Source organism: Pseudomonas sp. JDS08PS003, from assembly GCF_045013505.1.
GTDB classification, from domain to species: Bacteria; Pseudomonadota; Gammaproteobacteria; order Pseudomonadales; family Pseudomonadaceae; genus Aquipseudomonas; species Aquipseudomonas protegens_B.
Window position 1 is genome coordinate 4,378,145 of sequence record NZ_CP120724.1, and the last position, 21,338, is coordinate 4,399,482.

Genomic DNA, 21,338 nt, shown 5'->3' on the forward strand with positions numbered 1-21,338 from the left:
ATCTCCACTTAGAGAACCATTGGCCTTCCGAGCCCGACGAAAAAGACCGGAACCCTCCCCGCTCACGGACTATCTTCTGCAGCGCGACATCCAGCGCGACATCCAGGACGGTTGCGTACCCATCGCCTCACGCAGGGCCTGAAGGCCGCCGCGGCGTTCCTCCACATTGAAGGCCAGCGCCGATCGCAGGGCGGGCCAGCAATGCCCGGGAAGATGCTTTGGCGCCTGCAGCGTGCGCTCCAGTCGCTCATCACGCGCCCGGGTCGACGGCAAGCCGCGGAAGGGATGCTTGCCACAGGCCAGTTCAAAGATCACGCAAGCGACGGCGTACAGATCGGCAGCGGCCGACAGAACACCGCCCTCCAGCAATTCCGGGGCAGCGTAGCCCAGCGTCCAGGCATTGAAGCGACTGCGGTTCAAGTGAGGCAGGCCGGGCAAGACACCTGCTGCGGCCTGACCCAGGCCGAAGTCGAACAGGCGCACGCCCTCTTCGCCGAGCATCACGTTGCTCGGCTTCAGATCCCCATGCAGCACGCCGCGTCCGTGGCTGTAGGCCAGGGCATCGAGCAGCGGCACGACTACCTCCTGCAAGGCTGTCCACGGCAGGCCCGTCGGGTGCTCGCAGAGCAGCTTGTCCAGCGTCAGCCCGCGCATCAGCTCCATGGTGATGAACGCACACTGGCATTGGGCATCCACTTCAAAGCTGTGCAAACGCACGATGTTCGGGTGGCGCAATCGTCGCGTCAGAGCGAACTCGCTATAAAGCACCAGGCCCGCATCCGGCGACTCGGAAAACTCCTCGCTCAACACCTTGAGTGCGATGTAGGGATCGGGGTCGCCAAACTGTTCGTGCAGCAGGTCACGCGCGCGATAAACCGTGCCCATGCCTCCAGCACCGAGCAGCCGCTCAAGACGATAGCGACCCGCCAGCAATACCGGCAGCGTGCCTAGCGGCGCCGACTCCGCAGGTTTGGCTTTGCGACGCTTTCTGCCCCGGTGTCGACCCTTGCCTCTGGGGCGCGCCACGGCAGGCGCAGCGGGTTGGGGTTTGACGAAGGCAAAGTAGGTCTGGTTGCCGGCCTCAGCCTCGCTGGCCAGGATGCGCTGCATATCGGGCTTCATATCCGTCATTGGCGGATCACCACGGCCGTCAGGTTGTCTCTGGCTGCGCCGCGCAATGCCCCTTCAAACAGGCGCTCCAGGGCAACCCGGGGCGACGCCAGGCTCAGGGCCCGGCCCAAGGCATCCCCGGTCAGTCCTTGATAAAGACCATCGCTGCACAGCAGGAAAACATCGCCCGCATAGACCTCGAACTCCAGCACATCCAGGGCCAACCGCTCGCTGGCGCCCACCGCGCGAGTCAGGGCATTGGCATCGGGATGGGCACTGGCCTGCTCCGGACTCATCCGCTGTTCGTCCACCAGTTGCTGCATCAGCGAGTGATCCTTGGACAGTTGATACAGGCACTGCCCACGCCATAGATAACAGCGGCTGTCACCGGCCCAGATACAGGCCGCGCGGTTGCCTTGCAGCAGCAGCGCCACCACGGTACTGCCAACAATGCTGTCATGCCGCCCCGCACTGACCGTCAACTCCTGGCCAAGGCGCCGGTTGAGCCAGTGCAGGCATTGGCGCAACTCATTGAGCCGTCCATCGAAACTGTCATGCAGCGACAGCTCCGCCAGACTGGCGACAATCAGCTGGCTGGCAACATCACCGCACTGGTGGCCGCCCATGCCATCGGCGACCACCCAGAGCCCCTGCTCCGGGCAATCGAGAAAGGCATCCTCATTGCGCCGCCGCACCTTACCCGGATCGGTGCGCGCGGCGCTGCGCCAAGTACTGGCAACCGACATCAGAGCTGCGCCGGCATACGGAAGGACCGCAGCACGCCCATGTCGAACGGATTCGGCGTGCGCTGGCTCAGCAGCAGATAGTTGGCACGCAAGCCACCCAGCTCGGCCTTGAGCACCAGCACATCGCGACCGGTCAGGTACTCGGTCTGCATCAGGTCCAGCAGGCGGAACAACGACCAGGGCCCGGTGTTCTTCTCGATACCGATCGGCCGACCGACCATCTTATCCAAGACCAGGCTGGCACGGCCCTCTTCAGCATCGCTAGGCCACTTGAAGGACATCGGCACAATGGGGCCGTGCCGGTATTCCAGTTGCCGGTTGCCAAAACGGAACTCGGCGCGACTCACGGCCGGATCGAGGGTGTAGGGCTCTAGCCTGAACTGCACCTGGGGCTCGACCGGGTTCTCTGCGAAGAATCCCTGGCGAATCACTTGCGCGGCGACCATCTGCTCAAGGTAGGCCTTGTTGATTGGCAGGCTTTGGCCGTCGATGTTGCGCAGGCGGTAGCTACCCGGATCACCACTGACGAAGGGTCGTATGTAGGTGTCGAAGAAGCGGTCGGCGATGCCCTGAGCCTTGAAGAACTCGCGAAAATCGTTGACGGCCACATCGCTGGTGCTGTGAGCGTTGAACGGATAGCGCTTGCTGATCGCCTTACCGTAGAAGCTGTACAGCTCGCTCTGGTATCGCTGGTTGAGGTACTGGTACGAATCGTTGAGCACCAGGCGCCAGGCGTCCTCGGCCAGCGTGTTGAACCACAGGCTCACCGGACGCGGCAGGCGCACCGAGGCATTGCGCAGGCTGCTCAGGGCATCGCGCTGGCCGCTCATGCGCGCCTTGGCCATTTCAAACGCGGCCTGATCAGGCTGGCTGGACCGCGCCAGGCTGGACAACTGCAGCTGCAGGTCGTTGAGTGCCAGCAACGCCGGGGTCAGGTCCGCCGCCGGGCCGTTGTTGTCATCCAGCAACCGGTGCAGGGGTTCGAAGCGACGTTGCAGCGCCTTCTTTGCCGTATCCGGCAGGCTCTTGGCGAGGGCCTGCCGGGCCTTCCCCGCTGCGGCGACCAGTCCCTTGCCCGGCACATCCGGCTGTACATCCCCCTGCTCCGCCTTGCCTGCCTGCACCGCCACCTCGTCGGCAGCCTCGACCATGCTCTGGAAGCGGGTGTTCTCCCGTATCTCCACCAGCAATTGCAAGAGCGGCGAGTTGGCCGCGGTCAGACCGGCCAGTTGTTCGGCCCCATCACCGGCTTCGTGGAACGGCGGCAGGCTGACCCGGCCCAGGGCTTCACTCCAGTGGTTGGCATAGTCGCGAAAGTACAGTTGCTCCAGCTCGACCATCAGCCGACGCAGATCCATGCCACTGATTCCCGAGCCTTCGCCCAGCACCCAGTTGTCACGCAGGATATCGGTGACCAGCGCTGTGCCCTGGATCGAAAAGTACTGCTGATAACCCTGCTGGGTATAAAAACCGGGGATCACATAGTCAGTGCCGACAAACAGACTGCCTTGTGGCCCCAGGTGCTGGCTCAGACGGTATTGCGGCAAGCTGCGAGCCTGTTCGCGCAACACTCGGTAGACCACATTGGCCAACGACTCACTGCGCAACACCTGGCGGGCCTGGCTCACCAGTGCGTCGTTGAGCGGATAACTGAACGGCAATTCAAGCAGGCGTTCGAAGTGCCCATTCAGACCGTTCTGCAAGGCGCTGTTGCCGGCGTAGCGGCTCGACCATTCTCGCGCCACCCAGTCCTTGAGCAAGGAGGGATCACGACGGTCCTGCAGGTTCAGCATCAGATAGGCGCGCAAGCTGTTGAGCAGGCGTTCGCGATCGCGCATGTTGGCGCGAACCTGCCCTTCGAGCATCTGCGCAACCCTGGGCAGCAGTTGCTCCTGCAACTCACGCTCATAGGCACGCACGAGCACCGGACGGCTGGCCTCGCCTTGATACAGTCCGACACGCTCATGCAGCGGCACCTCACCCTGAGGCGCAAAGACCTGGGTGGCCGCAAAGCGGGTGTCGAGGGGTTTGAGCAGGGCCTGCGCGTCATCCCGCGCACTCAGGGCCGCGCGTTGCTCACTCCAGGTCTGTGCCAGTGAACGCAGTTGCTCCAGGCGCCCGTGGTTGGCCGAAAAGCTCCCCGCCCACAGCATGCCAAACACCGCCAAGGCCGCCAGGGCGCCCACGTACAGGGCACGCTGGCCCCAGTGAATGCGTCGGCGCTCCCGCTGGTCCAGGCCGGCCAGGTCGGCCTCGGGAAAAATCACCCGGCTCAACAGGTGGTGAATAAAGCGCGAGCGACCGCTGCGCAGGGTCGGCAGGACGGCGGCCGACATGCCCAGGGTTGCACCGATACTGGCCGTGTCTTGATCGAGCTCTTCAACCAGGTGCGGCGCACTGGTCAGGTAGAAGCCCCGCAGTTGACTGGGGCGCTGATAGCGGTTGCCGGTGAATGCCATGTCGACGAACAGGCACAGGCGCTCACCGATCTGTCCCAGTTGGTGCGGGAAGTCGAGAATGCGCCCGCGACGCTGGGTGTCTCGCTCCTGGTGCATGCGCATGATCACCTGGCTGTTCAAGCGCCGCAGCAACTCCTCGAACTCCTGGCGAAGTACCGCCACATCGGTGCCGCTTTGTTCCTTGCTAAAACTGGCGCCGAGTACCTGATCGCTTTCCTCGCGGCTCATCTGGTCAAAGAACTCGTCGAACCCCGACAGTTGGTCGGCCTTGCTGAGCACCAGATAGACCGGAACATCGACGTGCAACTTCTGATGAATATCCTGCAGGCGCACGCGTACCTGATGCGCCAGGGTGTCCAGCTCCTGCTCGTCGACGCTCAACAGTGCCTCCACCGGAACGGTCACCAGCACGCCATTGAGCGGGCGGCCGCGACGACGCTTGCGCAACAGACCCAGCAAGGTGTTCCAGGCACTGGCGTCGACGTCGGCAGCGCCTTGGCTCAGGTAGCGGCCGGCTGTGTCGATCAGTACGCCATGTTCGGCGAAGTACCAGTCGCAGTGACGTGTGCCGCTGGTGTCGCGGGTCAGCTTGCGGCCCATTTTGTTGAGTGGAAATTCCAGGCCCGAAAAGTCCAGCAGGCTGGTCTTGCCGCTGCCTTGTGGACCGAGCAACAGGTACCAGGGCAGATCACTGCGCCAACGCTCGCTGCGACCGCGGTACAGGCTTGAGGTCTTGAGGGTGCGCAGCGCCTCCTTGAAGCGCTCAAAGAGCTCTTTGTGCTCCTGGTCGATCAACTCGTCACGCTGCATGCGCTCTTGTCCGGCCTCGCTGTCCTCGACGGCTTTCTTGCGAACGCCGGAGCGCCAACTGACAAAGACCATCGTCAGGCCCCACATCAGAAACAGCGCGCTAATGGTTAGCAGGCGCGAGGTTGCGCTGGCCCAGAACTTATAGTCGTTGACCGCCAGTAGCGGCCCGACGAACCACACCAGCAATGCCACACTCAGCACCAACAGCAACGTCCAGACCCAGGTCTGGCGCAGGAAGGCGCCGGTTTTCTTGAAGAAGTTATTCATCACACGTCCCTGTCTTACTGCTGGGGCTGGACCACCACCGGGTCAAGCGGCTGATACGTCTGCAACAGACTTTCGCGCTGCTGGCCAAGCACCCAGGCGAATCCTGAGTACATCACCAGCAGACACACCACGGTGAACAGCGCGACCATCCACCCCGGTACGATGCGTACCAGGCTGCGACGCTGATCGCGGAGCCCTTCCCAATGTGGCGACAGTTCACGAGGCACATCGCCACGCAGCTGGCGGATCTGCCGGTACAACGCGTCGCGGATACCCTCGAGTTCGAGCACGCCGCGGGGAATGACCCGGTACTTGCCCTCGAAACCCAACGCCAGGCACAGGTACATCAGTTCCAGCATCGGCAAATGCTTGACCGGGTTCTTCGACAGTCGATCCAGCAGTTGGAAGAACTTTTCGCCACCGAAGGTTTCGTTGTGAAAGCTGCTGAGCAGACTCATTTGCGACCATTCGCTTTCATTGCCCCAGGAGGTGCTCACCACCGCTTCGTCGACCACCGTACACAGCACATAACGTGCGGCCATCACCTGGCTGCTCTGCGCACCGTCCTGCTGGGCCCGCGCATCGAACTGCTTGAGGCCGGCACTCAGGCGCGTATTGAGCGCACGCAAGTCTTCGGCAGACTTGCTGTGCTTGAGGCGAACCACTTCCGACAGCAACTCGGACGCCGCCGCCACCAGCGGGTTGAGGCTGACGCTGAAGGATTGCGCAGGGCCCAGGCGCGCGGCATAGATCATCCGTTCCTCAAGTTGCTCGAAACGCGGTGGTTCGGCGAAGTCGGTCAGCGGGTTGCGTGCCGGACCATGCCCATGACGGTCAAGCAAAACGGTTTTATCGTCCTGAGGGTGTTCCAGATCCTTGATCATGTCGGTCAGTTCCTGATGGCCCAGAATTTCAGTTCAAGCTCGGCGAACTCACCGGAGACGTGGAAGGCGAAACCTCCCGAACGTTCCAGTTGCGCCAAGTCCTCGGGACTGAGGTCGAGGATGAAATAGGTCTTGTTGGAGTGGAATGCGATCTGTCGCGGAGCCACCGGCAAGGGCCGGACCTTGATCCCCGGCAGGTGCAGGTTGACCAGTTGCCGAATGCTTTCCACCGGCCCGACCTTGAGGTGCGCCGGCAAGCGATGACGCAATTCTTCGGAGTCGCAGTTGGCACTGGCCGCGAGCACGAACGAGGCCGACTCCAGCAGCTTGTGGTCATGCAGCGGCGACACCAGCACGCCGTATTGGCGGGCTTGCAGCACCAGCTCGATGGCATGCTGCTCGAGCACCATCGACAGCACCTGGCGAATGGCGTCCATCAATTTGCGAAAGCTCGCCCCCTGGTCGCTGTGCTGATAGCGGCTGTCCAGCCGTGGGCGTTTGCTGTCACTGGCGAAAGTCGCCAGTTCCCCGAGCATCACCAGCAGCGAACGATAGAGCTCCTCCGGATGGACATGCTCAAGATCCAGGTAATGCCGCAACAGCAGTTCGGTACGGTTGATCAACTGCAGCATCATGAAGTCGCCCACCTCGGCGCCACCAACCTTGCCGTTGGAGCGAATCCGCTCGGCGATGGTGTCCCCCCGATGGCTGAGCATGCTGATGATTTCTTTCAGGCACGAGAGCAGATAGGCGCTGGCATGGGTGTGCAGGAAGGTCGGCACAAAATCCGGATCGAGGCTGATCACGCCATCGGCGGTGGCATCCATCACTTCGCAGATTTTCAACTTCACATAGGCTTGCTCGCTCTGCTGCTCGCCCAGTAGCAGACGGAAGTCCGGACGGGCACAACTGAGCTGGCTGCTGGAATCATCACCGGCGTTGGAATCGGCGATTTGTGCCTCGTAGGTGGTGTAGCGCGCCAGCACGTCGGACTGCTCCGGGCGCCGTGACTCGATGTGGTTGCCCGTGACCAGCGGCAAGGCCAGGTAAACCGGGGTACTCGCCGTATTGGGCGGCACATCCAGGGCCAGCGGCTCGGTATCGTCCCCCAGCTCGAACAGGCTGCCATCCGGCAAGATACCGGAGGCTCGGCTGATCACCAGCTTGCCCATGTTGAGAAACTGCAGATCGATCTCCAGCGCCAGAAATCCCCAACTGTAACTACTCAGCAACTGGGTACGGGTTTTCATCTGGTAATCGTAGTAACGATCGTTGTGCTGGAAATGTTGAGGCCGCAGCAACATGCCTTCCTGCCAAATGATTTTATGCACGTTCATGAGTTGTCATCCGCGTGGGTGAGCACATCGTTGCTGTTGCGGATGCCGGACTGGTCGAGGATCAGGCCGACCTCGGTCACCTCCTGCGGGGTGAGCTGCACCACATAGCGCCACTGGCTTTCCGGCAAATCGCGATAGGCCGCAAGCACGCCGACGAAACGGCTCCCGTCTTCGACGCGCAACTTGACATCGAGGCTTTCGCCCGGGCGCAACTCCAGCTCTTCACTGGCCACAAGATCCGGCGCCAGGGATTCCCTGGCACGCTCGTAGAGACTGAAAAAATCGGCGTTCTCGAATGCGACCGGATGCTTGAGCTCCATCAATCGCACCACGATCGGCGACGGGCGCCCATTGAGGTCGGGGTTGAGCCGATCGCTGGCGCTCAGCTTCAAGTTCAACTTGGTCAGGGTCGAATACGGCGACATCGATGCGCAGCCAGTCAACAGCGCCAGGGCCATGAGCACCGTCAGGGCCTTGAGTAATGGGTGGGTACGGCGAGACATGCAGGTCATCCTTGATCATCGAGGTGGAGGGTGGAGATCAGGCGGATCTGTTCTTCATAGGCCTGAGCGAAATCCCGCGCCAACAGGCGCTCGTTCCAGTCATCGTCCTGGCACAGCGCCTGGTGATAGCGGCGATACGCTCGCCAACGGCTACCGGAAGTCACCAGCAACGGTTGCTGGCCATCGCGCTCGAAACGCAGGGTCAGCTGTTGCGGCGAAAAGTGTTCGAGGGTGCTACGCACTGCGGCGCGGCTGGCGCTGAGCAACGCCACCTGATGCGCCTGCAGGTCGCGAAAGGCACGGGAGATCGCCTGCTCGGCGGACAGTTGCCCTGGCTTGTGATCCAGCAGCAGGATGCCCAGCACCGCTTCGCAATCCACGGCGAACTTGAGCGGGTTCTGACTGTTGCCCTGGGCCGTGGTGAGGGCCAGGCGCAACTCGTTTTTCAGTTCGCTGCGGGTGCGCAGGCTCTGCTGCAAGCCGCCAATGCTTTGCTTGAACAGGCCCGCGACATTGACCGCCAAGGCTTCACGCTGATCGTTATCGAGCGCCTGCAGATCCACCCCCAGGACCGCACCGAAACGCGCCCAGAAAGCGTCACTCTGACACGCCGGCGCCATGGGCTCGGGGAGCGCCAGCGGCTCGGGGGGCGCCACCAGTTCCGGCACCAACAAGCACTCCCTATCGATGCGGCCATAATCGGCTCGCTGCCCAGGTTCCTGGTGCGGCACCTCGAGCGCGCTCAGCTCGTCAAGCTCTGCCCCACTGTGCTCCTGCTGGTCCAATGCAGTAAGCGGGTCAAGATCAAAGAATGCGTTATCCGGAATGATGCTGCCGGCCGCCTGTGGACGACCGGCTTCAACGGCGAAGGCTTCCGGGGCTTGCACCAGGCGCGCACGGATCTCGAAATCCCCCAGCACGTAGACACTGCCCTGCTCGATACGCTGGGCTTCGCCCTTGCGCAGACGCGCGCCACTGCCACGGTCCTGGATACCGTTGCTGCTGGTATCGGTGAGGAAAAACTGGCCATCACGATAACTGACCAGCGCATGATGGTTGGACAGATGACGGTTGCTATCCGGAATCTTCCACTCGCAATCCTCTCCCCGGCCGATGACACCACCGGCCCGCCTGAAGGTTTTGCTGCTCAAGTCCGCCGGCACGAATTGCTTGGCATTCAGCATTTCAAAAACCAGTTCCATGGTGATGCTCCTTGCGCTCACTTGCCGCGATTGACCGCCTGCGGATCACCCAGCGGGCGATAGGTGTCGTCGTTGAATTTGTAATTGCCGCTGCAGGCGCCGAGGCCAACCAGAACAAAAAGGCTCAAAAGGACGGCTTGCCAGTGACGAACAGACATCAGAAGGTCTCCATAGGTAGACAGTGCACAAAACGCCTTCCCTTGCAGGCACGCCGAGAAGTACGAAAAACCAGCCAAGGCTCCATGTCTCGCTAGGCCTCAAAGTCGCCAAGATTGATATTCAGGCGCCCCAGGCGGTACAGCAGCGTGCGACGGGGCAATCCCAATTCCCGGGCCGCCAGGGTCTGATTGCCGTCGTTCTTGCGCAGGCAATCGAGCAACAGGTGGCGCTCGACGTTCTCCAGTTGCTCGCGCAGGTTCAGGCCCACCGCTTCAGGCATGACCTCGATGTTCAGGGAGAAATGCTCGACCATGAGCTCACCGCCTTCACAGAGCAGCACCGCACGCTCCACCAGCCCCTTGAGCTCGCGCACGTTGCCTGGAAAGGCGTAACCGGACAGATGATTGAGGGCCGCCGGCGACCAGCTCACCGGGTCCCGTTGCAGGAAGGCACAGGCCTTGTCGGCGAAATGCCGGGCCAGGTCGAGGATGTCATCCTCACGCTGGCGCAATGCCGGTAACTCGATCGGGAACTGAGCCAGACGGTAATACAGGTCCTCACGGAACTTGCCTTCGCCAACCAGCGCCGCCAGATCGCGGTGGGTGGCGGCGATGATGCGCACGTCGATGGTATGCGTGTCGTTGGAGCCCAGCGGGCGGATCTCGCCGTCCTGCAGCACCCGGAGCAACTTGGCTTGCAGGGACAGCGGCATGTCACCGATTTCGTCCAGCAACAGCGTGCCGCCATTGGCCGCATCAAACAGCCCGGGGCGATCGCGGTCAGCGCCCGTGAATGCACCCTTGCGATAACCGAACAACTCACTTTCCAGCAGGTTTTCCGGGAACGCCGCGCAGTTTTGCACCACAAATGCCTGGGAACGACGCGGGCCGTAATCATGAATGGCGCGCGCCACCACTTCCTTGCCGGTGCCGGTTTCGCCACGCAGCAACACGGTGTAAGGGCTGTGCAGTACCTTGCTGATCAATTGATAGGTCTGGCGCATCACCGTACTGGTGCCGATCAGGCCATAGCCGCTGGTGATGACCTCGGGATGGAGGAGCGGCGCCTGCTCGCCCGCGGGGAGGTGCAAACGCTGGAGCAACGCCCATTGCCCAAGGACAAACGCCCCCAGCTGGCCCAACGACTGGGCAAAGGCTTGCAGGTCTTCCTGTTCCGCGCTGGCACACAGCAGCAAGCCTTGGACAGCCTTGCGCGAGTTGACCAGCGGTACGCATAACAGTGACTGCCACGCGATGCTGCGCACGGGCAGGAAGCTGGTGTCGTGGAGGCTGTGGTTCAGGCCCACCAGGCTCACCACCCGGTTCTGGCACAGGGCGAACTGCAGCAACTGCTCACCGCTGTAATCGCTCGGCAGGTTGATCACTTCCCGCGGTTGCACAAGGCCGCCGAGGCATTCGGCGCGCAGTTGCAGGCAGCTATGGGTGGCATCGAGCAGGTACAGCTGGCTCAGTTCACAACCACTGAGCTGCGCTGCCCCCCGCACAAAGTCTTCAAGCAACGCAGAGCCTTCCGAGGCCCGCGAGAGGCCGGAAAACTGCGCCAGCAGCGCCTCTGCATAGACCAGCGGTTGCGGCACCCGGGTGAACATGATGCCCACCTCAGGCGAACTCACAGGCCACGCCACCGCTGCTATCGAGCGTTGCGTACACACGTTTGAGGTTCTCGCCGCTGGCCATGGCCGCCAGCAGGCGGTCGGCCACCAACGGCAGGACGTGCAGGTCGAGCAAGTAGTCGATCAGGCGCGCACCGCTTTCGCTCTGAGTGCAGCGTTCGGCCAAGTGATCGACCAGCGCCTGGCAATGGCTGAAATCCAGCTGCCGAGCGTTCAGCCGCTCACCCAGCCGCCCCAGCTTGATTTCGATCAGTTCACGCAGCACCGGGCCACTCACCGGGTAGTAAGGCACCACGCGCATACGTGCCAGCAGCGCCGGTTTGAAATGCGTGTTCAATACCGGACGGATTGTCTGTTCCAGGGTGTCGACGCTTGGGCGCTCGGCGTTCTCGCACAGCGCACTGATCCGCTCGCTGCCCAGGTTCGAAGTCATCAGTATCAGCGTGTTGCGAAAATCGATCTCACGCCCCTCGCCATCGTTGGCCACGCCCTTGTCGAAGATCTGATAGAACAGGTTGAGCACATCCGGATCGGCTTTCTCGACTTCATCGAGCAGCACCACGGAGTACGGTTTTTGCCGCACCGCTTCGGTGAGCATGCCGCCTTCGCCATAGCCGACATAACCCGGCGGAGCGCCGATCAAGCGCGAAACGGTGTGTTTCTCCTGGAACTCGGACATGTTGATGGTGGTGATGAAACGCTCACCGCCATACAGCAGGTCTGCCAGGGCCAGGGCGGTTTCGGTCTTGCCCACACCGCTGGGGCCCACCAGGAGAAATACCCCGACCGGCGCGTCCGGTTTGTTCAGGCCTGCGGCCACGGCACGCATGGAACGATCCAGAACCTGCACCGCCTGGTCCTGACCGCGAATACGGGCACTCAGGTCAGTGGCAAAACTCGCCACCTTGGCGTTGTGCTCACGGGCCAGTTGCGCCAGCGGTACACCGGTCCAGGCGCTGATGACTTCAGCCACCAGGCGTGGACAGACCTCGAAACTGACCAGCCGCTCCCGGGCTTGTGCGTCGCTCAGGGCGCGATGGGTGTCGTTGAGTGCCGACTCCAGCTCCCCCACGCCAGGTCCGCTTTGCACATCAGTCTCCAGGCTTGCATCCGGCGAGCCTTCGTTCTCCGGTGTCGAGCGCAGGATGCTGGCGTCACGGGCCTTGGCCAATTGCACGCGCAACTGCAGCACGCGCTCGGCCAATGTGCGTTGCTCGTGCCAGAGTGTTTCCAGGGCCTGCTGTTGCTCTGCGGCTTCGGCCAGTCGCGCTTCCAGGCTGTCCAGGGCCTCCTGGTCGATCTTCAATCCGGCTTCGGCATCGCGCCGCAGCGCCTGGCACTGACGCCGCCCTTCAGCGCTCTCGCCCCGCAGACGCTCCAGACGCTCAGGGGCCGCCGCAAGGCTGATGCGAACCCGGGCACAGGCGGTGTCGAGGACATCGACAGCCTTGTCCGGCAACTGACGTCCGGCGAGGTAGCGGGCTGATAGCTCGGCAGCGGCTACCACCGCGTCATCACGCAGGTAGATACCGTGGCTCTTCTCATAGACCTGAGCCAGACCTCGCAGAATGGTCACCGCCTCGGCAACGGTGGGTTCGTGCAATTGCACGGGTTGGAAACGGCGGGCCAGGGCCGGATCTTTCTCGAAGTATTTTTTGTATTCGGTCCAGGTGGTGGCCGCAATGGTACGTAGCTCACCGCGGGCCAGGGCCGGCTTGAGCAGGTTGGCCGCATCGGAGCCTCCGGCATTGCCGCCTGCGCCGATCAGGGTATGAGCCTCATCGATGAACAGAATGATCGGCTTGGGCGAGGCTTTGACCTCGTCAATCACCCCTTTCAGGCGACGCTCGAATTCACCTTTGACGCTGGCGCCCGCTTGCAGCAGCCCCATGTCCAGAGAGAGCAGCTCAATGTCCTTGAGCACGGGCGGTACTTCTCCGGCGGCAATGCGCGAGGCCAGGCCTTCGACGACTGCGGTTTTCCCGACGCCGGCCTCACCGACCACAATCGGGTTGTTCTTGCGGCGACGGGCGAGGATGTCGACCATCTGCCGGATCGCATCATCGCGGCACAGCACCGGGTCGAGTTGGCCGTCTCGCGCCTGTTGGGTGAGGTTATGAGTGAAGCGCTGCAACAGCGACTCCCCCGCTGCCGCCGGCCCGCCGCCGGAGGTTCGTTCCTGTTGTGACAGGGCAAAATCCTTCAGGCGTTCGATGTCCAGTTTCGCCAACAACGGCTGGTAGCGACTGCCGGCATAACGCATCGGGTTGCGCAGCAAGGCCAGAATCAAGGCCGCCTCCTCGACCTGGCTTTGACCCAGTTCAAGATTGGCCACCAGTAACGCGTCCTGCAGCCACTGCACCAGTTCCGGAGCGAACACCGGGCTGCGTGAGCCGCTATCGCCGACTTGCGATTGCAATGCCTCGGTCAACTCGCCGGCATCAACTTGCGCGTCCTGCAACGCCCGGGCAAGCAAACCCTGGGGGCGCTCCAGCAAACCCAGCAGCAGGTCTTCGACCAGCACCTTGTTGCCGCCACGGGCGACACAGCGTTCAGCGGAGCGCTCCAGGTCGCGGCGGGTTTCAGCGTCCAGTGCCTGGATAAGTTGTTGCAGGTCTAGATTGATCATGGGTCATCTGTCCTTAATGAATTTTGCTGCCCAAGGTCACCACGCCGTCGGCCTTTTCATGACCGAGCCAACTGGTCCACCCCAGACGACAGGTGTTCTGTTCGCCGATGCACAGTTCGCGGATTTCCTCCTGGCGCAGCACCAGGCGAATGTCGTAGTTCAGCGGGTCGCGCAGGGTGAATCGCACCAACGCGCACAGCGGCTGGTAACCGAAACCGATCGGCAGGAACTCGTGGAAACGTTGCCAGTCGAGCTGACTGATATGAATGCGAAACTTGCCGCTGCGGTCGCGTACCCGCTCGCCCAGTACCAGGTCCTCACCGAGCAGGCTGTTGGCCTGCCCCAGGCAGTTGCGCTGTTCGTCGAGAATCTCTACCCGGCGCTCGATGCACTGCTCGATCACCAGATCGGCGTGTTTGAAGTAATAGCGCAGCACCGCCTCGATCAGGGCGGCCGAATGGGCGCGCAAGCTGAGCAATCCGAGGTAAGGCAGCAAGCGTTTCCAATTCAGTTCCTGGGCCTTGCGGATGTCTTCGCCACCCAGGCCGATCAAGGCAAACAACTGAGCTGAAAACGGGTCCAGGGCACCGCTCTTGAAGCTGGCACGGTAGCGATATTTACTCCAGATCGGCAGCATCAGGCGTTGCAGGCGGTGATGGAACAGATCGAGGAAGTTGCGCGTGGGGTTGCCCTCTTCGCTATCGCCCAGGGCCTGCTCGCCGTAGAACGCCGGCAAGGGCGAGCCCGCGCCGAACAACCCGATCAGGTTGAAACGCAAACGCGCACGCATCTGACCGTACTCTTCGAAAAACTCCACGCGATCGACATCGCTGCCAGGGAAACCCAGGCTCGGATTGGCCTGGAACTCCAGCTGATCGTAGAGTTCCTCGTCGCTCAGGTGCGGGTGGGCATCGCGCAAGCGATCGACGACCAACAGTACGGCCTGAAACAGCGAATACTCTCGTATTACCGTGCTCAGTCGGCTTAAAGCAGGGGCTGCAGCCCCATGCGTGGTACCCATTTGTACACCTCTCCCTGTGTACTTTTTACCCGCAGCTCGTGGTAGGAATTGAGACTGGCGTAAAGAGCAAAAAACTCGTTAAGAACCGACGCGAAAACGAACAGGTCGCCTTCACCGATATAGCCTTGGGGATCGATGCTCAGCTCGGTGCGCAACCCGCGCAGCGGCAGACCTCGGTGCAGGCGATCAACGTGCTCGTGACGAATCGACTTGAGCCCGCCCAGCAAACGCTTGCTGACCTTCTCCAGGTGCTGGTCGTAGTAGCGTGGCAAGTCGTAGGTTTCGAGGATGACCTTCAACGCATCAACGTTGGCCAACGACAGATAGTTGAGCGACATGTTGCTGATGAGCTTCCACAAAAAATCGCGGTTCAACGGCGGTGCGTAGCTCGACGTGACCGGCGTGATATTGCGGAAACTGAGGAACTCCGGGGTTTCCTCGCACAACTGGTTGATGTCGCCGAGCTTGAGCCGGCGCGGCAGGTTCTGGTTAGTGCACGTCAGCTCGATCGACAGGGTTTCCTGAGCATCGGTGTGACGGATACCGAAGCTCAGGTAGGTGTCGAGGCCGTCGTGCAGCAGTGATGAGCGCTGGCGAATGCTGTAGTGCGGACGGCTGTGGGGCACGTCGAAACTCGGATCATGCTCGAACGACTCGAAGGGTACATACGCCTGATAACCCAGGCCGCCCGGCTTCCAGCCGGTGACGCTTTCAATGGAAAACACGCCGCAATGTTCCAGTTCGTACTTGGCCGGCAGCAGCAGGTACTCGTCCTGCTTGCCGTCGAGACGAATCGGCAAAGCATCGTGCTTGAACAGATTGACGATAGGTGTGCAGTAGAGCTTCACGTTGTCCAGGGTCGGACGCAGACGTTGTACCCCACTGTTGCGAATATCGAAGCGCAACTCCAGGCCGTGCATGCGCTGGAGAACGTCTTGTGGCAGCCTCTGCAGCAGATCCAGGCCACTGAGGTCGACGAACAGGAACTTGTCCTGGAAGGCAAAATACTCCTGCAAGTAGCGATAACCGCGGAAGGTATTCAGCGGGTACGGGATCAGCGCTTCCTCTTCAGCAAAGCCCACGGGCTGTACAAGGTTGCCCGGTATCTTGAAGGACATCCCGCTGCCGTTGGCCCCGGCAAGCGGCTCGCCACCCGCCCCCAGCGGCACCAGTTCGATGCCCTCGAGGTTGCGCAGCAGGCTGAGGTAAAGCATTTGACTGATGTAGCGCTCACCGGCCAGGTGCAGGCGCAGGCGCTGCAGGTTCAGTTCACCGAAATGACCGTCGCAACTCATTTCCAGGCGCAGGCTCAACAGTGCACCATCGCCCTTGACCGAGTAGCTCAATGCCGTCAGGTCCAGAGGCAGCACCTCGGTCGGATAGCAGGTGCGAAAGCGACAGCTGACATCATCGATGGGCTGGCTCTCTACCGGCGTATCTCGCGGTATTCGCTGGGCAGGTCCGGACTGCTGCAGGGGGTCGAACTGCAAGATGCTGAACGCCGGCAATGGCCGCATGTAGTTCGGCCACAGCAGATGCATCAGCGAGTGGCTCAGCTCGGGCAGCTCATCATCGAGCTTCTGGCGCAGACGCCCCGTCAGAAACGCAAACCCTTCGAGCAGGCGCTCCACATCCGGGTCTCGTCCAGCCTGCCCGAGAAAGGGGGCCAGGGCCGGACTGCGCTCGGCGAAGCGACGGCCCAGTTGGCGCAGCGCGGTAAGCTCACTTTGGTAATAGTGGTTAAAGGACATGGGCTCAGTGCCTGGTAGTAGGAGTCATGGATCACTTCGGTGGAACGCGTTGCCGGTACCCGTGCCGCATTACCCCGCGCGCCAGAGGTCCCTGCTGTGTTCGCGACGCGTACGGGATAGCCAACAAAGGTCGTGGCCTGGGCAGTCAAAAGACCGGCTGGCGCAGACTGCATGGTTTCCTGTCATAGTCGTCTCCTTAACTGACCTTGACCTGTCCACTGCCATCCAGGCAGGCGGAAAAACTGACCTGACGCTTGATCCCTTCCACCTCAAGCAAGCCTTCAATACTGAACGCCAGCTTGAGCGGGTCATGATCACGCGGCAGAGAAACGACACGCACCTGACTGAGCCGCGGCTCGTAGGCTTCGATGAAATGCTCAATGGCCAACCGGGCCTGGCTCAGGGCATCGTGCAAGCTCAAGCGCATGTCGTTGAGATCGGGCAACCCGTAGTCGGACAGCGTTTGCACGCTCCCCGCTCGGGTGCTGAGCATCTTGCCCAGATGGGCAGCCACCGATGCCATCGCGCTTACCTCGCGGCTCCAGCCGACGCGCTGGCCGGCCTCGGCACTCAGGCGTTCGAAAAGGCTGCCGTATCCGTTCATGGCCTGACTCCCGGTTACTCTTTGTCCAGCTTGCCAACCAGAGAAAGCGTGAAGTCGGCCCCCATGTACTTGAAGTGCGGGCGTACGTTCAGACTGACGCGATACCAGCCCGGCTCGCCTTCCACATCGCTGACAATGATCTGCGCAGCGCGCAGCGGACGACGGCCACGGACTTCGGCACTGGGGTTTTCCTGGTCAGCCACGTACTGACGGATCCATTTATTGAGCTCCAGCTCAAGATCGGTACGCTCCTTCCATGAGCCAAGCTGTTCACGCTGCAGCACTTTGAGGTAATGGGCCAGGCGGTTGACGATCATCATGTAAGGCAGTTGCGTGCCGAGCTTGTAGTTCAGCTCCGCGGTCTTGCCTTCGGCGCTGATGCCAAAGAACTTCGGCTTCTGTACCGAGTTGGCAGAGAAGAACGCCGCGTTGTCACTGCCCTTGCGCATGGTCAAGGAGATGAAGCCCTCCTCGGCCAATTCGTACTCGCGACGATCTGAAACCAGCACTTCAGTCGGGATCTTGGTTTCGATTTCGCCCATGCTTTCGAAATGGTGCAACGGCAAGTCTTCCACCGCGCCACCGCTCTGCGGACCGATGATGTTCGGGCACCAGCGGAACTTGGCGAAGCTGTCGGTCAGTTTGGTGCCGAACGCATACGCGGTATTGCCCCACAGGTAGTGCTCGTGGTTGTTGGCAACGGTTTCCTTGTAGACGAAGGACTTGACCGGGTTCTCTTCCGGATCATAGGGATTGCGCAGCAGGAAACGCGGCAAGGTCAGGGCGATGTAGCGCGAGTCTTCCGATTGACGAAAGCTCTGCCACTTGGCAAATTGCGGGCCTTCGAAATGATCCTTCAGATCCTTCAGGTCCGGCAGGCCGGTGAAGCTTTCCAGGCCGAAGAAGTTCGGACCTGCCGCGGCAACGAACGGCGCATGGGACATGCAGGCAACGCTGGAGACGTACTGCATCAACTTCACGTCGGGAGAGCTGGGCGACATGAAGTAGTTGGCGATGATTGCGCCTACTGGCTGGCCACCGAACTGACCGTACTCAGCGGTGTAGATGTGTTTGTAAAGACCGGCCTGCATCACTTCCGGCGAATCTTCGAAGTCGTCCAGCAGGTCCTGCTTGGAGACGTTGAGGATTTCTATCTTGATGTTTTCACGGAAATTGGTGCGCTCCACCAGCAACTGTAGCCCCCGCCAGGCAGACTCCAGCGACTGGAAGTCCTCGTGGTGGAGAATCTCATCCATCTGCTGGCTGAGCTTGGCATCGATCTCGGCAATCATGCGATCGACCATAGCCTTCTTGACCGGCTCGCCACTGTTCTGCGGCTTGAGCAACTCCTCGATGAAGGCTGACACACCGCGCTTGGCGATGTCATAGGCTTCGTCGTTCGGAGTCAGACGGGTTTCGGCGATGATGCCGTCGAGAATGCTGTACTCGCTGCTCTCGTTGCTTTGGTGTTGCGCGGCACGGGTAGTCATGTGTTGTGGCTTCCTTGTCTGATGGGTCAGGCGTCTGGGGCGGCGGCGTTCAGGCCCAGTTCACCGAGCACGCGAACGCGGGATTCGTCGTCGGCGAGAACGCCTTCGATGGCTTTGCGGAACGCAGGGGCATTACCCAGCGGCCCCTTGAGTGCCACCAGGGCATCGCGCAGTTCCATCAGTTTTTTCAGCTCGGGCACCTGCTCTACCAGGCTGGCCGGGTTGAAGTCCTTCATCGAGCTGACCCGCAGACTGACCGCCAGCTCATCAGCGTCACAGCCCTCCTGAAGGCGGTTAGGCACGCTCAGCGTCAGGCTCAGTTCCTGCTTGGCCAAGACTTCGTCGAAGGTCATCTTGTCGATACTGATCGGCTTGCGATCTTCTACCTTGCGCTCGTCCGAGCGCTGGGTGTAATCGCCGATCGCCAACAGTTTCAGTGGTAGCTCAATTTCCTCCTGAGCTCCGCCAGTCGCGGGTTTGAAGGTGACGTTGATGCGTTCCTTAGGGGCTACAGAGCCTTCTTTGGCCATGGGTTCTTTCCTTGCGATTGTCGGCCCGTGGGCCTATTCGAGTACCACCTCGAGGTCGAGATGGCACAGCCTGCGATAAATCTCTTCCTTGCGTTCTCGCACTGCGTGGTTCTGCGGCAACAACTCACAGCAGCTATGCAGGAGGTGCAGCACTTCCAACGCAAGATCCGGCTCCCAGGCGTGCAAGCCTGAGTTCTGCAATTCTTGGTCAAGGGTTTCCAGCTGGGTCTTGGCCAGCTCGTACTTCTTGGCGATGAAACACAGCCGGGCCAGGCTGAAATGCCAGAAGAACCTCACGCGACCGCCACGCGCACTCTGCAAGCCGGGCTTGAGCACCTGCACAGCCGCCTTGAGGCCATCCTTGCGCAGAATCGGCAAGACCTCTTCCAGGGCTTGCTCCCAAATCGGCTGGCTGGAACTGGCTTCGACCTGGCGCGGCGCGCTGGTGGCGGATAGGTGAGGCATGACATGGGCGCTGATCCAGCTTCGGGTGGCCGGATCGGCGAAGGGGGTGCCGTCGTGAAAACGCAGCTCGACCACTCCCGGCAGACGCTGCAGCAAGAGCGCAAAGTGAAACTCGACTTCACGCATGGCCTGGTCGGCGTTCAACTCTTGCAAGCACTCCCAGACCAGGCGCTGCCCGTCGAACCAAAAGGGCGCCCTCGACAGGCTGGCTTCGAGCTCCAGCAACAAATCGGCGAACTGACCGCCGGCAAAGCGTTCCTGGTAATTATTGAGCTTGTCCCCTGGCAGCCCTCGCAATGCCGTGACCTGTTCAGCGTTACGCTCAGGGACAGTATCGATGGGCAACCACAGCATGGTGCGGTTCAGGCGCAGGGAACGCACATCGGTAGCCTTCTGCTTGAGCCACCAGGCGCACAGAGGTCGAGCATGTTCCTGCAGCGCACGCAGGACCCTCTGGGCATCCTTTTCGTTATCGATCGAAGAAGCCGATGAGAAGAGCTGGGTCGCGGCCTGCTTGACCTGTGCTACCACGGTGCCCACGGCGCCGGGCTCCGGCTGATGCTCGACGGCACGCTGGATCATGCTCGACAGGCGCCGACAGATGGGCAGCAACAAGGGGGCATCATCGCCAAGATGCTGGGTCAGTGCAGCATCAAGTTTTTCCAGATTCAGCACCAATCGACGGAACAGCGGCAACTGTTCCTTGATCGCGATACTTTCGCTTAACGCCTGCTCCAGTCGTGGCACCAGCCAACTGATGGCGGCACCACGGGTACGCGGTTTATTGGGATGGACAACGACCCAATGCTGTTCACACAAGTACTGCAAGAGGCCGGAACCCGCCAGCAATCCCGCGAAGGACTCACGCTGATACAGCGCCCAAGTGAGCCAGGCCGCCACCCGCAGATCCTTGGACTGCACGCGTAGCAGGGTTTCACTGTTTTCAAGAACTTTCAGCCAGTCGATCTGACCGCTTTCATGCATGGACTGGGCTTTACTCAACTCGCTTTCAAGGGCTTCATACTCACTCGAAAAACGAACATCAGCGCCCGCAAAACTCTCTTTGGAAATAGAGGTTTTAGCGACTTCAAGATAATGAGCAGACAGTTTATTTGAGTGGTTCATCCATGACCTATTTAAAGCTTTGCCGCAAAGCAGGCGGCTAATGCTTTAAAAATATACCCCCTAAGCCAGAAGCATTAATTTAAGAAAAATCCTAAATTCACGAGAATAATTCCCTGACTAATTCGGTTTTTCCTAAAAACGCACACTGCACCGGTTTTTTTGTTTCTAGATGACTCGTTCACGCCGTATGACCGCGACTTATTGTCACAGATCAATGTCTCAACTTACTATGTTGCATGAGCAAGCAACATCGAGCCGGCACGATCTCATTCAGCCATTGGCGCATCGAGAGACAAATAAAATTAACTGATAATTATCAAAAACATAATGCACTTATTTAGAAATAAACATTAAAAACAGTCTCCTTTCGAGGTCGCACCCAATGAAAGGAACACCGGCATAAAGGTGTAAACCCTCGCAATAGGCGGCACAACAGATCACCCAAAAATTGAAACTTTTCAGCAATCACTCTCCACATTAAAAATAAGCCAGACGTTATCCATGCAAGTTTCGGACTTTTCTTATATCGATCAGTTGCGAATTAAGTACAACCTCTTTGCCGCCATACAATTTTTCTGACTTTGGATTCACCACACACTCAGAAAAACAGACG

16 protein-coding genes are annotated in these 21,338 nt (G+C 60.7%); all 16 read right to left on the reverse strand.

Translation table 11 applies throughout. The annotated features are described in order from the left end of the window. Positions 1 to 69: 69 nt before the first annotated feature. The gene (locus P7C00_RS19485) at positions 70 to 1,131 is read right to left on the reverse strand and encodes a serine/threonine-protein kinase (RefSeq protein WP_404937143.1); all 1,062 of its coding nucleotides are present in this window, start codon (positions 1,129 to 1,131) and stop codon (positions 70 to 72) included. Next, a complete protein-coding gene (locus P7C00_RS19490; protein ID WP_210671710.1) occupies positions 1,128 to 1,856 on the reverse strand; it encodes a PP2C family serine/threonine-protein phosphatase in 729 nt (242 codons plus the stop codon). Before P7C00_RS19490 ends, P7C00_RS19485 begins: the two co-directional genes overlap by 4 nt. After that, positions 1,856 to 5,392 carry a type VI secretion system membrane subunit TssM gene (gene tssM, locus P7C00_RS19495; protein ID WP_404937144.1) on the reverse strand — a complete coding sequence of 1,179 codons (3,537 nt, stop codon included), beginning with the start codon at positions 5,390 to 5,392 and terminating at the stop codon, positions 1,856 to 1,858. The genes P7C00_RS19490 and tssM overlap by 1 nt, the downstream gene beginning before the upstream one ends. A 14-nt stretch (positions 5,393 to 5,406) precedes the next feature. Beyond that, entirely contained in the window at positions 5,407 to 6,276 is an 870-nt protein-coding gene (icmH, locus tag P7C00_RS19500; protein ID WP_265577188.1) for a type IVB secretion system protein IcmH/DotU, read from the reverse strand. A 5-nt stretch (positions 6,277 to 6,281) separates the two neighbouring features. After that, positions 6,282 to 7,613, reverse strand: coding sequence for a type VI secretion system baseplate subunit TssK (gene tssK / locus P7C00_RS19505; protein ID WP_404937145.1), 1,332 nt, complete (start codon positions 7,611 to 7,613; stop codon positions 6,282 to 6,284). Beyond that, positions 7,610 to 8,116 carry a type VI secretion system lipoprotein TssJ gene (gene tssJ, locus P7C00_RS19510; protein ID WP_346636249.1) on the reverse strand — a complete coding sequence of 169 codons (507 nt, stop codon included), beginning with the start codon at positions 8,114 to 8,116 and terminating at the stop codon, positions 7,610 to 7,612. Before tssJ ends, tssK begins: the two co-directional genes overlap by 4 nt. Before the next feature lie 5 nt (positions 8,117 to 8,121). After that, positions 8,122 to 9,318: a type VI secretion system-associated FHA domain protein TagH gene (gene tagH / locus P7C00_RS19515; RefSeq protein ID WP_404937146.1), complete on the reverse strand. Its 1,197-nt coding sequence runs from the start codon at positions 9,316 to 9,318 to the stop codon at positions 8,122 to 8,124. Between the two features lie 17 nt (positions 9,319 to 9,335). Beyond that, entirely contained in the window at positions 9,336 to 9,476 is a 141-nt protein-coding gene (locus tag P7C00_RS19520) for a hypothetical protein (protein ID WP_053152375.1), read from the reverse strand. A gap of 92 nt (positions 9,477 to 9,568) precedes the next feature. Continuing rightward, positions 9,569 to 11,086 carry a sigma 54-interacting transcriptional regulator gene (locus P7C00_RS19525; RefSeq protein ID WP_404940045.1) on the reverse strand — a complete coding sequence of 506 codons (1,518 nt, stop codon included), beginning with the start codon at positions 11,084 to 11,086 and terminating at the stop codon, positions 9,569 to 9,571. Positions 11,087 to 11,096: 10 nt separating this feature from the next. Further along, on the reverse strand, positions 11,097 to 13,739 hold the full coding sequence (gene tssH, locus P7C00_RS19530; protein WP_404937147.1) for a type VI secretion system ATPase TssH: 2,643 nt from the start codon (positions 13,737 to 13,739) through the stop codon (positions 11,097 to 11,099). Positions 13,740 to 13,752: 13 nt separating this feature from the next. Beyond that, positions 13,753 to 14,760: a type VI secretion system baseplate subunit TssG gene (gene tssG, locus P7C00_RS19535; RefSeq protein ID WP_404937148.1), complete on the reverse strand. Its 1,008-nt coding sequence runs from the start codon at positions 14,758 to 14,760 to the stop codon at positions 13,753 to 13,755. After that, the gene (gene tssF / locus P7C00_RS19540; RefSeq protein ID WP_404937149.1) at positions 14,724 to 16,511 is read right to left on the reverse strand and encodes a type VI secretion system baseplate subunit TssF; all 1,788 of its coding nucleotides are present in this window, start codon (positions 16,509 to 16,511) and stop codon (positions 14,724 to 14,726) included. Before tssF ends, tssG begins: the two co-directional genes overlap by 37 nt. Positions 16,512 to 16,707: 196 nt before the next feature. After that, positions 16,708 to 17,115 (reverse strand): type VI secretion system baseplate subunit TssE, encoded by a 408-nt coding sequence (gene tssE / locus P7C00_RS19545; RefSeq protein WP_404937150.1) that lies wholly within the window; start codon positions 17,113 to 17,115, stop codon positions 16,708 to 16,710. Positions 17,116 to 17,129: 14 nt separating this feature from the next. Continuing rightward, the gene (gene tssC, locus P7C00_RS19550; protein WP_053152386.1) at positions 17,130 to 18,605 is read right to left on the reverse strand and encodes a type VI secretion system contractile sheath large subunit; all 1,476 of its coding nucleotides are present in this window, start codon (positions 18,603 to 18,605) and stop codon (positions 17,130 to 17,132) included. Between the two features lie 26 nt (positions 18,606 to 18,631). Continuing rightward, on the reverse strand, positions 18,632 to 19,135 hold the full coding sequence (gene tssB, locus P7C00_RS19555; protein WP_404937151.1) for a type VI secretion system contractile sheath small subunit: 504 nt from the start codon (positions 19,133 to 19,135) through the stop codon (positions 18,632 to 18,634). A 33-nt stretch (positions 19,136 to 19,168) separates the two neighbouring features. Then, the gene (tssA, locus tag P7C00_RS19560) at positions 19,169 to 20,725 is read right to left on the reverse strand and encodes a type VI secretion system protein TssA (RefSeq protein WP_404937152.1); all 1,557 of its coding nucleotides are present in this window, start codon (positions 20,723 to 20,725) and stop codon (positions 19,169 to 19,171) included. Positions 20,726 to 21,338 lie beyond the last annotated feature (613 nt).

Bases quoted from the DNA above. Each gene is read 5' to 3' on its own strand.
- P7C00_RS19520 (WP_053152375.1), bottom strand. From the start codon at position 9,476: ATGTCTGTTCGTCACTGGCAAGCCGTCCTTTTGAGCCTTTTTGTTCTG.
- tssF (WP_404937149.1), bottom strand. From the start codon at position 16,511: ATGTCCTTTAACCACTATTACCAAAGTGAGCTTACCGCGCTGCGCCAA.
- tssJ (WP_346636249.1), bottom strand. From the start codon at position 8,116: ATGTCTCGCCGTACCCACCCATTACTCAAGGCCCTGACGGTGCTCATG.
- tagH (WP_404937146.1), bottom strand. From the start codon at position 9,318: ATGGAACTGGTTTTTGAAATGCTGAATGCCAAGCAATTCGTGCCGGCG.
- P7C00_RS19490 (WP_210671710.1), bottom strand. From the start codon at position 1,856: ATGTCGGTTGCCAGTACTTGGCGCAGCGCCGCGCGCACCGATCCGGGT.
- P7C00_RS19485 (WP_404937143.1), bottom strand. From the start codon at position 1,131: ATGACGGATATGAAGCCCGATATGCAGCGCATCCTGGCCAGCGAGGCT.
- tssH (WP_404937147.1), bottom strand. From the start codon at position 13,739: ATGATCAATCTAGACCTGCAACAACTTATCCAGGCACTGGACGCTGAA.
- tssA (WP_404937152.1), bottom strand. From the start codon at position 20,725: ATGAACCACTCAAATAAACTGTCTGCTCATTATCTTGAAGTCGCTAAA.
- tssG (WP_404937148.1), bottom strand. From the start codon at position 14,760: ATGGGTACCACGCATGGGGCTGCAGCCCCTGCTTTAAGCCGACTGAGC.
- P7C00_RS19525 (WP_404940045.1), bottom strand. From the start codon at position 11,086: ATGTTCACCCGGGTGCCGCAACCGCTGGTCTATGCAGAGGCGCTGCTG.
- tssE (WP_404937150.1), bottom strand. From the start codon at position 17,115: ATGAACGGATACGGCAGCCTTTTCGAACGCCTGAGTGCCGAGGCCGGC.
- tssC (WP_053152386.1), bottom strand. From the start codon at position 18,605: ATGACTACCCGTGCCGCGCAACACCAAAGCAACGAGAGCAGCGAGTAC.
- tssK (WP_404937145.1), bottom strand. From the start codon at position 7,613: ATGAACGTGCATAAAATCATTTGGCAGGAAGGCATGTTGCTGCGGCCT.
- tssB (WP_404937151.1), bottom strand. From the start codon at position 19,135: ATGGCCAAAGAAGGCTCTGTAGCCCCTAAGGAACGCATCAACGTCACC.
- tssM (WP_404937144.1), bottom strand. From the start codon at position 5,392: ATGAATAACTTCTTCAAGAAAACCGGCGCCTTCCTGCGCCAGACCTGG.
- icmH (WP_265577188.1), bottom strand. From the start codon at position 6,276: ATGATCAAGGATCTGGAACACCCTCAGGACGATAAAACCGTTTTGCTT.